Origin of the sequence: Streptomyces sp. PA03-5A (genome assembly GCF_033792725.1) — a bacterium.
Taxonomy (GTDB): Bacteria; Actinomycetota; Actinomycetes; order Streptomycetales; family Streptomycetaceae; genus Actinacidiphila.
Genome location: NZ_JARAVL010000010.1, coordinates 1 through 14,944, shown reverse-complemented (window position 1 = coordinate 14,944; position 14,944 = coordinate 1). Strand labels below are relative to the sequence as shown.

At 74.5% G+C, this 14,944-nt stretch carries 15 protein-coding genes; 8 read left to right on the top strand and 7 right to left on the bottom strand.

The window, feature by feature from the left end; all coding sequences use genetic code 11:
* Window positions 1-39 precede the first annotated feature (39 nt).
* Complete coding sequence (locus PV410_RS14350) at window positions 40-243, top strand: cold-shock protein (RefSeq protein ID WP_326570877.1); 204 nt, start codon at window positions 40-42, stop codon at window positions 241-243.
* A gap of 78 nt (window positions 244-321) precedes the next feature.
* On the opposite strand, the gene PV410_RS14345 is transcribed toward PV410_RS14350, so the two are convergent.
* On the bottom strand, window positions 322-2,319 hold the full coding sequence (locus PV410_RS14345; RefSeq protein WP_500324536.1) for an AfsR/SARP family transcriptional regulator: 1,998 nt from the start codon (window positions 2,317-2,319) through the stop codon (window positions 322-324).
* Window positions 2,320-2,455: 136 nt separating this feature from the next.
* Here PV410_RS14345 and PV410_RS14340 point away from each other — a divergent pair, with 136 nt between their 5' ends.
* Together PV410_RS14340 and PV410_RS14335 are read left to right on the top strand one after the other, a co-directional pair.
* Window positions 2,456-3,334 carry an alpha/beta fold hydrolase gene (locus PV410_RS14340; RefSeq protein ID WP_500324534.1) on the top strand — a complete coding sequence of 293 codons (879 nt, stop codon included), beginning with the start codon at window positions 2,456-2,458 and terminating at the stop codon, window positions 3,332-3,334.
* A gap of 102 nt (window positions 3,335-3,436) precedes the next feature.
* Window positions 3,437-4,060, top strand: coding sequence for a DsbA family oxidoreductase (locus PV410_RS14335; RefSeq protein ID WP_500324532.1), 624 nt, complete (start codon window positions 3,437-3,439; stop codon window positions 4,058-4,060).
* 20 nt (window positions 4,061-4,080) lie between these two features.
* On the opposite strand, the gene PV410_RS14330 is transcribed toward PV410_RS14335, so the two are convergent.
* The 6 genes from PV410_RS14330 to PV410_RS14305 form a co-directional block, all read right to left on the bottom strand.
* Window positions 4,081-4,269, bottom strand: a complete 189-nt coding sequence (locus PV410_RS14330; protein ID WP_500324530.1) for a bleomycin resistance protein — start codon at window positions 4,267-4,269, stop codon at window positions 4,081-4,083.
* A 724-nt stretch (window positions 4,270-4,993) separates the two neighbouring features.
* Window positions 4,994-5,422 carry a MarR family winged helix-turn-helix transcriptional regulator gene (locus tag PV410_RS14325; RefSeq protein ID WP_500324528.1) on the bottom strand — a complete coding sequence of 143 codons (429 nt, stop codon included), beginning with the start codon at window positions 5,420-5,422 and terminating at the stop codon, window positions 4,994-4,996.
* A 30-nt stretch (window positions 5,423-5,452) separates the two neighbouring features.
* A complete protein-coding gene (gene asnB / locus PV410_RS14320) occupies window positions 5,453-7,297 on the bottom strand; it encodes an asparagine synthase (glutamine-hydrolyzing) (protein ID WP_500324526.1) in 1,845 nt (614 codons plus the stop codon).
* A 150-nt stretch (window positions 7,298-7,447) separates the two neighbouring features.
* Window positions 7,448-8,182 carry a polysaccharide deacetylase family protein gene (locus PV410_RS14315; RefSeq protein WP_500324524.1) on the bottom strand — a complete coding sequence of 245 codons (735 nt, stop codon included), beginning with the start codon at window positions 8,180-8,182 and terminating at the stop codon, window positions 7,448-7,450.
* Window positions 8,179-9,117 (bottom strand): DMT family transporter, encoded by a 939-nt coding sequence (locus PV410_RS14310; RefSeq protein WP_500324522.1) that lies wholly within the window; start codon window positions 9,115-9,117, stop codon window positions 8,179-8,181. Before PV410_RS14310 ends, PV410_RS14315 begins: the two co-directional genes overlap by 4 nt.
* Window positions 9,118-9,121: 4 nt before the next feature.
* Window positions 9,122-9,955 (bottom strand): SDR family NAD(P)-dependent oxidoreductase, encoded by an 834-nt coding sequence (locus tag PV410_RS14305; protein ID WP_500324520.1) that lies wholly within the window; start codon window positions 9,953-9,955, stop codon window positions 9,122-9,124.
* A gap of 314 nt (window positions 9,956-10,269) precedes the next feature.
* On the opposite strand from PV410_RS14305, the gene PV410_RS14300 reads away from it, so the two are divergent.
* The 5 genes from PV410_RS14300 (at window position 10,270) to PV410_RS14280 (ending at window position 14,729) form a co-directional block, all read left to right on the top strand.
* Window positions 10,270-11,403, top strand: coding sequence for an MGDG synthase family glycosyltransferase (locus PV410_RS14300; protein WP_500324518.1), 1,134 nt, complete (start codon window positions 10,270-10,272; stop codon window positions 11,401-11,403).
* Between the two features lie 4 nt (window positions 11,404-11,407).
* Window positions 11,408-12,550, top strand: a complete 1,143-nt coding sequence (locus PV410_RS14295; protein ID WP_500324516.1) for a permease — start codon at window positions 11,408-11,410, stop codon at window positions 12,548-12,550.
* Window positions 12,551-12,625: 75 nt separating this feature from the next.
* Window positions 12,626-13,027, top strand: coding sequence for a helix-turn-helix domain-containing protein (locus tag PV410_RS14290; protein WP_500324514.1), 402 nt, complete (start codon window positions 12,626-12,628; stop codon window positions 13,025-13,027).
* A 77-nt stretch (window positions 13,028-13,104) separates the two neighbouring features.
* Complete coding sequence (locus PV410_RS14285; protein WP_500324512.1) at window positions 13,105-13,515, top strand: VOC family protein; 411 nt, start codon at window positions 13,105-13,107, stop codon at window positions 13,513-13,515.
* Window positions 13,516-13,658: 143 nt separating this feature from the next.
* Window positions 13,659-14,729, top strand: a complete 1,071-nt coding sequence (locus PV410_RS14280; RefSeq protein WP_500324510.1) for a trypsin-like serine peptidase — start codon at window positions 13,659-13,661, stop codon at window positions 14,727-14,729.
* Window positions 14,730-14,944: the final 215 nt, after the last annotated feature.

The following is a 14,944-nucleotide window of genomic DNA, read 5'->3' as shown; positions in this document are numbered from 1 at the left end:
AAGTGCGGGCTTCATGTACTGCTCCCGAAGGAGATTCCCATGGCGACCGGCACCGTGAAGTGGTTCAACTCGGAAAAGGGCTTCGGCTTCATCGAGCAGGACGGCGGCGGCGCCGACGTCTTCGCTCACTACTCCAACATCGCCACCCAGGGCTTCCGTGAGCTCCAGGAGGGCCAGAAGGTGAGCTTCGACGTCACGCAGGGCCAGAAGGGCCCGCAGGCCGAGAACATCCTCCCCATCTGACCCACCGGGGATGTAAGGGGCCGGCACCTCACGGGGTGCCGGCCCTTCCTCTTTCGGGGCCGTGCGGGCACGCCGGGTCTACGGGGCGAGCGCGGCGGTGACGGCGGCCAGGTACCGGTCCACCGGACCCGCGGTGAGCAGACCGCTGCCCGCGCCCGCGAGTTCCCCGGCGGCGGGGAGCAGGCGGGCGTGGAGCGCCTCCAGGACGTCGCGGGCGCCGAGCCCGACGGCGAGCACGGACTGCACGCAGCACAGGGCCTCGTACATCAGGTCGGGGGGTGGCTCGGGCAGGGCCCGCAGGGCCGCCAGGGCCTCGGCACGGCGGCCGGCGCGCAGCAGGACGAAGGGTTGGGCCCACGGCCGGTACGGCCCCCACTCCGCCGCGGGGTCGACACGCTCGGCGATCCGCGCCGCCGGGACGCTGCCGTCGGCCAGGTCGAGGCAGAGCAGCGCGAGCGGCAGCAGACCCCGTTCCACACCCGGCATCCCGGCGCCCTCCAGGCGTGCGGCGGCGGCCCGGTAGGCGGCCCCAGCCCGCGGCCCGCCCCCGGAGGCGGCCGTCCGCAGGGCCCGGTACCACTGCGTGAACACGCCGGCCAGGGGCAGTTCGTGGCGTTCGGCCAGGACGTCGACCGCGGCGGCGTGCACGTCGGCCGCGGGGAGGTCGGCGAGCGCGCTGCGGGCCTGTACCCGGATCAGGTGACCGAGCACCTCGTACGTCGTCAGCCCGTGCCGCCGGGCCAGCGCCACCAGTTCGGCGCCGATCGCGTCCCGCCGCGGCGCGAGGCCCGCCCGGGCGCAGGTCTGCATGAACACCCCGTTGAGCGCGAAGGCGAGGAGCGCCGGGTCGTCGAGCCGGCGGGCCGTCTCCTCGGCCTGCCGGGCCGCAAGCGGTCCGCGGGCGGAGCGGATGCCGCGCGTCTCCACCGCGATCGTGGCCAGCAGGCGGCAGCGTGCGGTCTCGTGCGCGGCGTCGGCTGGCAGGGCGGCCAGGGTGCGCTCGGCGACGGCGACGATACGGCGGGCCTGCTCCGGGTCGTCGCTGCGGGTCCAGATCGCGGGGACGTCGTAGGCACCGATCACCCGGGCGGTCAGCTCCGGGTCGCCGGACTCCTCCGCCGCGGCGACGGCCGCCAGGCGGTGCTCCCGGGTGGCCTCCAGGCCGCCGCCCCCGGTCAGCGCGAGATTGCGGAGGAGGCCGACCGTCGACTCCAGCCGTGCGCGGGCCCCGGCGGCGACCGTGCGGTCATACGCCTGGGCCGCCCGGGCCCACACCCGGGCGGCCGCGTCGCCCGGGCCGGCGGGCGCGGGCGCCGGCGGGTCCAGGCGCGGGTCCTGGGCGAGCATGTCCGCCTCCAGACGGCGCAGCGCCGCTCCCGGGTCGAGCCCCAGTCCCCGGGCCAGCATCGCGCGGGCCCGGCGCAGCACGGCGAGCGCGTCCCCCTGACGGCCCGACCGGTACAGCGCGAGCGCCAGCAGCCGCCAGGCGTCCTCCCGCCACGGATGCGCGATCAGGTGCGCGTCCAGGTCGGGCACCGCCTCGGCGGCAAGGCCCAGCTCCAGCCGGGCCTCCGCCCGCCGTTCCACCGCCCGCAGCCGCAGTTCGGCGAGGCGGGAACGCTCGCCGCGGGCCCACTCCCGGTCGGCGTACTCGCCGTACGAGGGACCGCGCCACAGGTCCAGCGCCTCCTCGAGCCGCGTCAGCGCCGCCGCGGGCGGCAGTGCCGCGGCGGCGTCGACGGCGGCCTCGAACCGCCAGGCGTCCACGCTGTCCGGGTCCGCCCGCAGCGCGTACCCGGTGCCCGCGGTGACCAGCAGCCGGGCGGGGGCGCGGGGCGGCCGCTCCGGTTCCAGCTCGCGGCGCAGCGCCCCGACGAAGGTCTGCACGGCCCCGACGGCGCCGGCCGGGGGTTCGTCCCACAGGTCCGCCACCAGGCGGGTCACCGGTACGACACGCCGGCGCGCCACCACCAGCCGCGCCAGCACCTCCCGGTGCCGGGGGCCCTTGAGCGCCAGTGCGCGACCGTCGCCGTCCCAGGCGACGACCGGCCCGAGCACACCGAAAGCGACCCGCACCCTGCCCACCTCTCCGGCCGTCCTCCCCGCAGCCACGGTACGCGCTGACCGGATGCTGATCCGCGGGCGGGAGGCTCGGGGCGTCCGCCACCGGCGGGCACGTCACTCCCCCACCACCGAACGAGAGCAGCGCACCATGACACCGGTCGTCCCCGGCTTCGCCTACCACCGCGTCCCCGTCGCCGACGGCGTCGCCCTCAACGTCGCCGTCGGCGGCTCGGGCAGCCCCGTCGTACTCCTGCACGGCTTCCCGCAGACCCACCTCATGTGGCGCCACGTCGCCGCCGACCTGGCCGCCGACCACACCGTGATCTGCCCCGACCTGCGTGGTTACGGTGCCAGCGACAAACCGGCCCCCGCGGGACCCGCCACGTACGCCAAGCGCACCATGGCCGCGGACGTCGTCGCGCTGGCCCGCGCGCTCGGTCACGACCGCTTCGCGCTCGCCGGCCACGACCGCGGTGCGCTGGTCGCCTTCCGCGCCGGGCTCGACCATCCCGACGCGGTCAGCCGGCTGGCCGTACTCGACGTGCTGCCCACCCTGGACATGTGGGACGTCCTGCGCGGCGCCGACGCCGCCGTGGGCTTCCACCTGTACCTGATGGCCCAGCCCCCGGGCCTGCCCGAGCAGATGATCGCCGCCGCCCCGGACGCCTTCTTCGGGCACTTCCTCGACGCGTGGAACCGGTCCCCGGAGACCTTCCCGCCCGCCGTGCGCGCCGCCTACCTCGACGCCTGCCGCGCGGCCGTCCCCTCGATCGTGGCCGACTACCGCGCCTCGGCGACCGTCGACGCCGACCACGACCGGGCCGACCGGGCCGCGGGCCGGCGGCTCCGGATGCCGGTCGCGGTCCTCCAGCAGGACTGGGGCGCCGCCCTCGGCTACGACGCCCGCGCTCTCTGGCAGGCCTGGGCCCCCGACCTGACGCACACCACCGTCGGTTGCGGCCACTTCATGGCGGAGGAGGACCCGGGACTCGTCGCGTCGGCCCTGCGGGCACTCGTCGCCTCCTGAGCCCCGGAAAACGGTCGAGGCCCGAGGCGGGAAGAACCTCGGAAGCGACTTACGTTACAGATATCAGTGGTAACGAATCTCGCGAACCGTGAGGAGCACCAGATGATCGTCACCTCCGCCCCCGGGCCCTGCTCGCCGCCGCGCACCGCGACCGCCGAGCACTGGTTCGACTTCATCTGCCCCTACTGCTACGTGGCCCAGGACCGCACCCGGATCCTCCGCGAGCACGGCATCCGCGTGGTCGGGCACGCGCTGCGGATCCACCCTTGGACGGGGCCCAGCGGCAGCCCTCCCGGCCGGCGCACGGACCCCGCGTACGCGCTCCTCGCCCACGAGGCCGAGGCGGCGGGCCTGCCGCTGCGCCGGACGGACCGCGGCACCCACTCGCGCCCCGCGCTGGAGGCCCACGAATGGCTCGCCGCGAGCGACCGCGAGGCCGCCGGCCGCTTCGCCGCCGCGGTGTTCGCGGCCAACTTCGCCGACGGCCTCGACATCGAGTCCCGGGAGCTGCTGGTCTCCCTCGCCGAGGAGGCCGGGGGCGACGCGAAGGGGCTGCGCGCGGCCTGGGGTTCCGCGGCGATGACCGACGCGCTGGCCGCGTCGGAGTTGCTCGCCTGGCGGTACGGCGTCCACGCCACACCCACCTGGGTCTCCCGACGTCACGGGATCGCCGGACTGCAGCCCCCGCAGCGGTTCCGCGACTGGGCCGCGGCGCTCGCCCGGTGAGGAGCGGCCGGCGAGTCGGCCTAGCCCAGCAGCGCCTGCATGTGGGCCGCGGCCTCACGGGCGGCCTCGTCGGGGGTACGGCCCTGCTCACGGGCGAACAGGTAGGCGGCGTACCAGTCCCACCAGTGGTGCTCCGGGGCGGTCGCCTCGTACGCGCCGTGGCGCTCCTCGGTCTCGTGCAGGAGCCCGGCCAGGGTCGGGACGTCCATGGCGGCACCTCCTCGGTCGTGCGGCCCGGAATCCCACGGTCCGCGAGGACGGTGGGATTCCGCAACCCGGGCGCCGTCAGCGCATCGAGCGGCTCCGGCTGCTCCCACACGGCGAGTGACCGCCCTCGGGGAGCGGGTTGCACCGGACGAGGTTCGGGCGACCTGCTCCGCCCGGCTCCCGGGGGCCCGGTAGAGCTCGTCGGGGAAGACGCCGACGGCGACGGGGACCCTGCTGGGCCGGCTCGACCAGCTGACCGGACCCCAGCGGGACGCGCCGCCCCTTCGCGCAGCCCGAAGTGGAGGCCGCGACGCGCGCGTGCCGGTACGAGGACCTGGGTTTCCTGGATGGACGCTGTTCGAGCTGATCGAGGCGGCCGCCCGCAGCGGCCGGCCGGAGGCCGCCGCCGGGGCGCTGGAACGCCTCGCCGAGCGCACCCGGGCCGGCGGCAGCGAGTGGGCCCTGGGCGTCGAGACTTGCGCACGCGCGCTGCTCGACGAGTCCGTCATCTCGACCACGACCAGCTCCCCACCCCGACGTCCGGACGCACACACTAGCCGCGGTCGATCAAGGACCGGCCATGTCCGGGGGCGCAGGCCGTTGACGACCAGGTCGGTGACGCGGCGGCCCCGGTCCCGGCCGCTCGACGCCGACGCGCCAGAGGAAGCCCATCAACGGCAGCACGTCACCTTGGGTGACCACCTGGTAATCCGCGCCGTCCGGGTGTCAGTCGCGGTCCGTCAGGCGGCGCAGCAGACGACCTGCCTCGAGGACCTTGCGCACGTCCTCCGGCGGCAGGGTGCCCAGGCGCGCGGCGAGGGCCTCGGCCTCGCCGCGGGCCATCCGCACGAGTTCCCGCCGGCCCGGCGCGGTCATGACCACCCGTGTGGCACGGCCGTCGGCCGGGTCGGGTTCGCGGCGGACCAGCCCGGCCGCCTCCAGTTGCGTCACCGCGGCGGTGATCGTGGGCTGGGTGCAGGCGGCCCGCTCGGCGAGGACGCCGACGCGCGAGGGACCGTACTGGTTCAGCAGGGCGAGGACGATGAGCGGGGTCGGCTGGACCCTCGGCTCGGGGCGGGCGCGGCGCAGCAGCCGCACCAGGCGGTGCAGGGACACCACGAAGTCCAGGGCGTCTTCCTCACCGACCGCCGCCATCGTCGGCCCCCTCGCGTGGTCTCCGTCGGGTCAGGGGATCCCGATCGTGGGCGAGTACAGGTCCATCCACAGCGCCAGGTCGAGGGCGCGTTCCAGGCCGTGCCGGGCGGCGTGCGTGCTGACCGGGGTGTCGGTCCTGACCGCGTCCTCCAGCCAGGTCCGGCTGACCAGGTCGAACACCGGGTGCGTGGGCTTGGCCAGCAGGTCCTTGGCGTTCTCCTGGAGCGCGACGAAGTACTTGGGGTCCTGGGTGGAGGGGTACGGGCTCTTCACCCGGTCGTAGACCGAGCGGGGCAGCACGTCCGCGGTGGCCTCGCGCAGCAGGCTCTTCTCCCTGCCGTCGAAGGACTTCAGCGACCAGGGCGCGTTGTAGACGTACTGGACCAGGCGGTGGTCGCAGAACGGGACCCTGACCTCCAGGCCGTTGGCCATGCTCGCCCGGTCCTTGCGGTCGAGGAGGATGCGCACGAAGCGGGTGAGGTGGAGGTGGCTGATGACGCGCATCCGGTACTCGAAGTCGCTCTCGCCGTCGAGGCGTTCGACGCCGGCGACCGCGCGGCGGTAGCCGTCGTGGACGTAGCCCTCCAGGTCCAGGGACTTGGCCACCTGCTCGGTGAGGATGTTGCCGTCGTCGCCGAACTCCGTCGTGAACCGCACCAGCCAGGGGAAGGTGTCGGCCCTGCGGGCCTCCTCGTCGAAGAACTGGCGGTAGCCGCCGAAGACCTCGTCGGCCGACTCTCCGGAAAGGGCGACGGTCGAGTGCTGCCGGATGGCCTTGAACAGCAGGTAGAGGGAGGAGTCCATGTCGCCGAGCCCGGCCGGGATGTCACGGGCGCGGATCACCCTGGCCCGCACGTCCGGATCGGCGAGCTGGCCGGAGTCGAGGACGATGTCCTGGTGCTCGGTCCCGCAGAGATCGGCGACGTCGTGGACGAACGGGGTGTCGGGCGTCCCGCGCAGGCTGTCGGGGACGAAGTGCTCGGTCTGGCCGACGAAGTCGACCGCGAAGCTGCGCACCTTCTCGCCCTGGTCGGCGAGTTGCCGCGCCGCGATCGCCGTCATCGCCGAGGAGTCCAGGCCGCCGGAGAGCAGGGTGCAGCGCGGCACGTCGGAGACGAGTTGACGCCGCACGATGTCCTCGAGCAGCTCGCGCACGCGCGCGATCGAGGTCTCCTTGTCGTCGGTGTGCGGCTCGGTCCGCAGCGCCCAGTAGACGTGGGTGCGGATGCCGCCCCGTCCGACGGTGACGACGGTGCCGGGCTCGACCTCGCGCATGCCGTCCCAGATCGCGTGACCGGGTGTCTTGACGAAGGCGAAGAGCTCCCGCAGCCCGTCCAGGGTGACGTGGCGGGGGACGAGCGGGTTGGCCAGGATCGCCTTGGGCTCGGACCCGAACAGCACGCCGTCGTCGGTCGGGTAGTAGTAGAACGGCTTGATCCCCATCCTGTCGCGGATCATGACGAGCTTCTGCTCGCGGCTGTCCCAGATGGCGAAGGCGTACATGCCGTTGAGCCGTTCCGCCACGCCCTCCCCCCACTCCAGGTAGCCGCGCAGCACCACTTCGGTGTCGGAGGTGGTGGTGAAGCGGTGGCCGCGCACGGTCAGTTCCTTGCGCAGTTCGGTGAAGTTGTAGGCCTCACCCGAGTACACCATCGCCACCGCGCCGCCCTCGGGTGCCTCGGCGCTCATCGGCTGCCGGCCGCCCGGCAGGTCGATGATCGCGAGCCTGCGGTGTCCGAGCGCGGCGGGTCCGTCGACCCACGTGCCGCGGTCGTCAGGCCCACGGCAGGCCATCGTCTCGGTCATCGCGTCGACCGTTTCCTGCTCGTTCCCCAGGTCCCTGCGGAACGAGATCCATCCGGCGATTCCGCACATGCGTATGCCTCCGGGCTATCGCTGTGCCCGTCCGTCGTTCGCGACGTCACGGATCGGGTTGGCCCTGGCCGGCTCCGCGGCGCGGTTGTCACTCTCGGTGATATGTATCGGGCACCTATCTATCGAGTGTCCGTCGGCTCCGGTCGACCGTCAAACGCCCGCGCCGACGCCGTGCTCCACGAGGGGACCGACCGTCAGACCGGTGTCCCGGCATGCCGTGACCAGGGCGGGAAGCGCCGCGAGGGTGGCGCGCCAGGAACCCGGGGCGGAGGCGTGGTCGCTGTCGTGGAGCAGGACGGTGGCGCCCGCGCGCAGATCGGGCCGGAGGGTCGCCAGTACGGACTCCCCGGTGGCGCCGGTGCTCCAGTCGCGGCCCCAGGCGCTCCACAGGACCGGGGTCAGGCCGGTGCACGCGGCCGCCGCCCAGCGTCCTCCGGTGAGGATGCCGTACGGAGGGCGGTACCAGACCGGTGCGGCGCCGCAGGCGTCGTGGACCGCCCGGACGGCGCGGGCCAGGTCGGCCCGGTCGCGGGCGGGACCGGGCAGCCACGGGCGGTCGTGGGTCCAGCCGTGGACGGCGATCTCGTGGCCGCGCCGGACGGCCTCGCGCACGATCCGGGGGTGGCCGCCCACCCGCGCGCCCAGGACGAAGAAGGTGGCCCGGACCGAGAGTTCGTCGAGGGCGTCCAGGAAGCGCGGGGTGGAGACCGGATCGGGCCCGTCGTCGAAGGTGAGGGCCACGTGGTCGGGGCGTCCGAGGCCGGCCAGGGCGGGGAAGGCCCGGCGGCGCAGCCCGGGCAGCCAGGTGGCGGCCGGGACGATGTGGCCGGCCACCAGGACGCCCCCCGCCAGCGCCGCCCGCCGGACGTCGCCGCCGCGCCTCATCCCGGCCCCCCGTGGACGGTACGGTGACGGCCCTCCGGGGCGCCCGGACGCTTCCCGCGCGGCACGTCCCAGCCGCCGGCCACGGCGGGCGAGCGGGACAGGCCGACGGCTCCGGCGGCCATCAGGGCGACGCCCGCCGCCTCGGGCACCACGTGCGCCCCGAGCGCGATCCGTTCCCCGAAGAGCACCCAGCCCAGCGCCACGCTCACCACCGCGTCCCCGATGGTGAGCGCCGGCTGGGACGCCGCGAGGCTGCCGGCCCGCAGGGTGACCTGGAGGAGCAGCAGGCTGAGCAGGCCGACCGCGCCCACCGCGTACAGCTGCCAGGAGGCGAACACCCGCGGCAGGCCCTCGGGGATGCGACCCGTGACGTCCTTGATCAGCGCCGCCGTGCAGGCGAAGCAGGCGGCCGTGGCGCACCCCAGGACGCAGGCCCGCGCACCGCCGCTCAGCGCCCGCCCGACGAGCCACAGGACGAGCACCAGCAGCGCCAGCGGCACACCGGCGCGCGGCCAGGTGCCCGGCAGGGCCTGCGCCTGCCCGCCGGACGGCGTCGCGGCACCGAGGAACAGGGCCAGTCCCCCGGCCAGCGCCAGGAACCACAACCAGGTCCCGGGGTCGGGCCGGCGGGAGAACGCCAGGCTCCCCGCCATCAGGGTGAACAGCAGCTCGGTGGCCATGAGCGGCTGCACCACCGACAGTTGCCCCACCCCCAGGGCACTGGCCTGCAGGGCCCCTGAGACCACGAGCGCCGCCATCCCGGCCGCCCAGAAGGGGCGCCGGACCAGTCGCAGCAGGTGCCGCAGCCGCCCGCGCAGACCGTGCCCGGCGCCCTCTTCCTCCTGCTGCTGGAGGGCGGCGCGCCGCTGCAAAGCGGAGGCCGCGCCGTTGGCGAGGGCCGCCAGCAGTGCCAGCACGACGGTCAGGGCGGGCACCGCGTCATCCGTACTTGCCCGCGAGACGCCGGTAGACCCAGGGCAGGACGCCGCGCACGGCGACCGGGATCCGCAGCCAGCGGGGGACGTACACCTCGTCCCGTCCCTTGCGGACCGCGTCGGTCACCACCCGGGCGACCCGCTCGGCGGGCATCGGGCGGGGCCGGGAGCGGGTGTACGCCACGCCCCGCGTCGCGAAGAACGGGGTGTCGACGACGCCCGGGATGACATGGGTGATGCGCACCCCGCTGCCGGCCAGCTCGTAGCGGAGCGAGTCGGCGAAGGCGCCGAGCGCCGCCTTGGCCGCGGAGTACACGGCCTCGTCGCGGACACCGACGCTGCCCGCGAAGGAGCCGATCAGCACGATGTGGCCGCTGCGCCGGGCCAGCATGCCCGGGAGCACCCGGCGGACCAGCTCCATCGCCGCGACGACGTCCACCATGAAGATCCGCTCGATCACCCCCTGCGGCATCGAGGCGAAGGGACCGGCCCAGCCGATGCCCGCCCCGGCCACCAGCAGGTCGACCCGGCCGCCCGTCACGAGGGCGGCGTCGCGCACCAGCCGCCCGGTGCCCTGCGGGTCCTCCAGGTCCGCGGGGAGCGCGGTCCCGGAGGTCCGCTCCGCGACCGCCCGCAGACGCTGGTGGTCGCGGCCGCTGACCAGCAACCGCCATCCCTCGGCGGCGAGGCGGTCGGCGACCGCGGCCCCGATGCCCGAGGACGCCCCGGTCACCAGCGCGACCGGGGCCGGTCCGCCGGCCGGGTCCGCCGGGTCGCGCACGGGCTTGCCGCGTACCGCCTTGCCACCGGAGACCGCTTGGGGAGGGTGAGAGGTCATGGCATCGCTTTCTGTCCCTGCCGCTGCTTTCCGTCCCTGCCGCTGCAGCTGCCGCCCGGGATGGCCGGTGCGGCTCCCCCCGGGGCACGTCCCCCCTCCGGTCTCAGTAAACCGCCCGATCGCCGGACCGGCTCTGTGGGCGACCCTCCCGGGAGGCAGGGGGCGGGGGTCGCCCCGTGATGCGGGCCATTCGTTTCAAGACGGGGCAAATCGGTTAGACCCGAGTAGTCCGCAACTGGTGTACGAGGTGATCACGTGCCGGATGTGCCCGCAGCAGCGCCGCCCGTCCCCTCCCGGCGGGACGTGGTGCCGCGGTGACGCACACCGGGCGGGCGGGCCGTGCGCCCCGGCGCTTCCTCGTGCTCAGCGCCGCCATGGGCGCCGGTCACGACGCCGTCGCCGACGAACTCGTCGCACGGCTCACCGCCCGCGGCGGGCAGGCCCGCAGGGCCGACGTGCTGGAACTCCTCCCCGCGCACGCCGGCGCGGCGCTGCGGGCCTTCTACCGCGCCACGGTCCTGCACCTCCCGGTGCTCTACGCGGGCATCTACGCGACGTTCCTGCGCCCCGGCGGGTCACGCCGCACGCCCGGCCCGGCCGGGCTGGCCGGACTCGCCGAGCGCGGGCTCGCCGAACTCGTCCGGCGCGAGCGGCCCGGGCTGGTCGTCCCGGTGTTCCACCTGGCGGCGCAGCTCACCGGCGGGATGCGGGCCCGCGGAACGCTCGCGGTGCCCAGCGCGGTGGTGGTCACGGACTTCGACGTGCACAGCCAGTGGCTCCACCCCGGCAACGACCTTTACTGCTGCCTCACCGAAAGCGCCGCCCGCCGGGTGCGGGAGGCCACCGGCCGCCCGGCCGCCGCCACCGGTCCCCTGGTCGCGTCCCGCTTCCTGGCGCCCGCCCCGGACGCCGGGCCCTGGCACCGGGTGTTCCGTTCCCGGGCGCCGGACCGGCCGGTCGTCCTGCTCTCCGCGGGTGCCTGGGGCGCCGGCACGCACCTGGCGGACACGGCCGCCCTGCTCGCGCGGGCCGGTTTCCTTCCGGTGGCGCTGTGCGGCGAGAACCGGCGGCTGCGGGCCCGGCTCTCCCGCGTCCCCGGGGCGCTCGCGCTGGGCTGGGAGCGGGACATGCCCGCGCTGATGAGCGCGGCGGACGCGCTGGTGGACAACGCCGCGGGGCAGACCGCGCTCGAAGCACTGGCCATGGGACTGCCCGTCGTCGGCTACCGCCCCATCCCGGGCCACGGCAAGGCCGGGGCGCACCAGATGGCGGCGCTCGGTCTGACCCGCTTCGCCACCGATCCCTGGACGCTGATCGACGTCCTGGACGGCCTCACCCGTCCGCGCCGCCCGCGCCGCACCCCCTCCCCGGCCGCCGCCGCGCTCTTCGCCCCGGACACCGCGGCGCACCTGATGGAGGCGTGCGAACCGGCCCCGGTCGCGGTCTGACCGCATGGACGCCGTCCTCCACGCCCTGTCCCTCACGGGCGCCATGACCTGGGACATCACCTGGGCGCTGATCCTCGGTTTCGCGTTGTCCGCGGTCGTCCAGGCCGTGGCCCGCAAGCAGGGCGTCGTCGGCCTGCTCGGCGACGACCGGCCCCGGACGCTGGTGATCGCCGCGGGCCTGGGCGCGGCGTCCTCGTCCTGCTCCTACGCCGCCGTCGCCCTCGCCCGCTCGCTCTTCCGCAAGGGGGCGAGCTTCACGGCGGCGATGGCCTTCGAGATCGCCTCCACCAACCTCGTGGTCGAACTCGGCGTCCTGCTGGCCCTGCTCATGGGCTGGCAGTTCACGGCGGCGGAGTTCGTCGGCGGGCCGGTCATGATCGTCGTCCTCGCGCTGCTCTTCCGGCGCCTGCTCCGGCCGGACCTGCTGCGGGAGGCCCGTGCCCAGGCCGACCGCGGGCTCGCCGGGTCCATGGAGGGGCACGCGGCGATGGACATGTCCGTGCGCCGCGAGGGCCCGTTCCTGCGGCGCCTGCTGTCCCCCGAGGGCTTCACCGCCACGTCGCACGTCTTCGTGATGGAGTGGGCGGCGATCCTGCGCGACCTCGTGCTCGGCCTGCTGATCGCCGGCGCCGTCGCCGCCTGGGTGCCGGACTCCTTCTGGCAGGCCTTCTTCTTCGAGGGGCATCCGCTCGCCGCGAAGCTGTGGGGCCCGCTGATCGGGCCGCTCGTCGCCATGGCCTCGTTCGTCTGCTCCGTCGGCAACGTGCCCCTCGCGGTGGTCCTGTGGACCGGCGGCATCAGTTTCGGCGGCGTGGTGTCGTTCATCTTCGCCGACCTGCTGATCCTGCCGATCCTCACCATCTACCGGAAGTACTACGGCCGCCGCACGGCCCTGCTGGTCCTGTGGACCTTCTACGTCGCCATGGCCGTCGCCGGCTACGTCGTCGAGGTGCTCTTCGGCACGCTCGGTCTGATCCCCGACCGGTCGAGCGCCCACGTCCCCGGCGGCGGCGTCCACTGGGACTACACCACCTGGCTCAACATCGCCTTCCTCGCGCTGGCGGCCGTGCTGCTGGCCCGCTTCCTCGGTACGGGCGGCCGGCGGATGCTGCGGATGATGGGCGGCGCACCGGCGGGCGGGCACTGAGGCGTCCGCACGGGTCCCTGGACGACCCCGCCCGCCGTCCCGGAACGGCGACTTTCCGCCGAACCGTGTGGTCTCATGGGCGGCGTGAGCCGCGCCGCAGAAGAGACCAACCGCCGGATGCTCCGGGCACGGGACGCGATGGACCGTGCCTACGCGCAGCCGCTGGACGTGCCGGCGCTGGCCCGGATCGCCCATGTGTCGCAGGCGCACTTCACCCGCACCTTCCGGGCCACCTTCGGGGAGACGCCGCACCGCTACCTGCAGCGCCGCCGCGTGGAGCGGGCGATGTTCCTGCTGCGGGAGAGCGACCGCAGCGTGACGGACATCTGCTTCGAGGTCGGCTTCGGCAGCCCGGGGACCTTCAGCCGCACCTTCCGCGACATCGTGGGCACGTCGCCGCGGGCGTACCGCAAGCAGGCGACGGCCATGGACGTGCCGACGTGCTTCGCGAAGGCGTGGATGCGGCCGCGTGCCTGATCGCGGGCCGAGCAGGCCGAGCAGGGTGAGCAGTTTTGGATAAGTTTCCGCCCGGCCCGGCCAGTAGCGTGATGCACATGTTCAACGCCATCACGCACTCGCAGATCTACGTCCTGGACCAGGACGAGGCCCTCGACTTCTACGTCGGCAAGCTCGGCCTGGAGGTGAACGCGGACGTCGACCTGGGCTTCATGCGCTGGCTCACGGTGAACGTCCCCGGCCACCCGGAGCGCCAGATCCTGCTGGAGAAGCCGGGCCCGCCGGCGATGTCCGAGGAGACCGCGCAGCAGGTCCGCGAACTGGTCGCCAAGGGCGCCACGGGCGGCCACCTGATCTTCAGCACCGACGACTGCCGCAAGACCTACGAGAAGCTCCGGGACCTGGGCGTGGAGTTCACCGAGGAGCCGACCGAGCGCCCGTACGGGATCGACTGCGGCCTGCGCGACCCCTTCGGCAACAGCATCCGCTTCACCCAGCCGAAGGCCTGAACCGCGGCCGCCGGCAGGCGCTCGCGACCGGTCCCAACCGACTGCCCCTCCCGGACGTCTGTATCGCACGTCCTTCTGCCCGCAGGCCCGTGTCACCGGCACGCGGCCTGCGGGGCAGTGCGATCGACGTCCCGAGGAGCAGCATGCCGTCACGTCAGGTACCCCCTTCCGCGCACCTCCACCGGCCGCTTCTGGCGGCCGCCCTCGTCGCCGCGGCCGTGCTCGTCACGGCCCCGGAGGCGTCGGCAGCCGGCGCCGTCCAGCCGTCCACGACCGCCGTGGCCGTCCGTGACCAGGCGGTCACCCGGGCCGAGCGGCAGGCGGTCCTCGGCTACTGGACGCCGGAGCGGATCGCGGCGCTGACCGAGCCCTCGTCGGGCAACCCGCCCGAGGGCGGTCCCGACGGCGCCCCGTGGACGGGGCGGAGCGCCCTCGGCCGTACGGTGGGCCGGCTGTTCTTCACCGACCACGGCGAGGACTCCAGTTGCACCGCCACCGTCGTCGACAGCGCCAACGGCAGCACCGTGGTCACCGCGGGGCACTGCGTGAACAACACCGACCTCGTCGGTGAGGACAACCAGTGGACGCGGAACGTGCTGTTCGTGCCCGGCTACCGCGACGGACGGGCGCCCTACGGGAAGTTCACCGGCCGGCTGGGGGTCGTCGCCCCGACCTGGCTGGAGAACGACCAGCAGCACGGTGAGCTCTACGGCGCCTACGACCAGGCGTTCGTGGTCCTCAACACGGACGCGCGGGGCCGGACCGTCCGGACCGCGGTCGGCGCGGCGCAGAGGATCGGCTTCGACCGGCCCGGCGACCGCAGGGTCCACCAGTTCGGATACCCCCGCGCCGTCTCGGACCCGGAGCGTGAGGGCCTTCCCGAGTACACCGGCGAGCGGCTCGCCTACTGCACCGGACGGGCCCAGCAGGTCGTCGGCACCCCCGAATACCCCGCGGCGAAGGGGCTGTGGGGGACCGAGTGCATCATGGGCGGTGGCTCCAGCGGGGGCCCGCGGATAGCCGGTCTCGACCCGGAGTCCGGTCTGGGCACGGTCGTCGGCGACAACTCCGAGGGCAGCCGGCTCGACGCCGCGGGCAACGCCTGCGACCCCTGGGATCCGGCCCCGGGCTGCACACGGCACCTGGTGGGCCCGCAGTTCACCTCCGCCGTCACCTGGCCGCTCTACCAACGCGCCCAGCACAGCGCCCGCTGAGCGACGCCCACCCCGGCGCCTCCCGGCCGCGGCCGGGAGGCGCCGTCCCGCCTGCCCCCTCAACGGCGGCCGGGGCCAGGTGTGTTGCACCCGGAACCGGTGACGGCCGGGCCCTTACTGATCGTTTCAGAATGAGATCGGCGTGTCGGCTGGCAGTCAATGATCTTCATCGGCAGGGTCTGCGGAGTGTCCGATGATCTTGTCCCTGATGACTT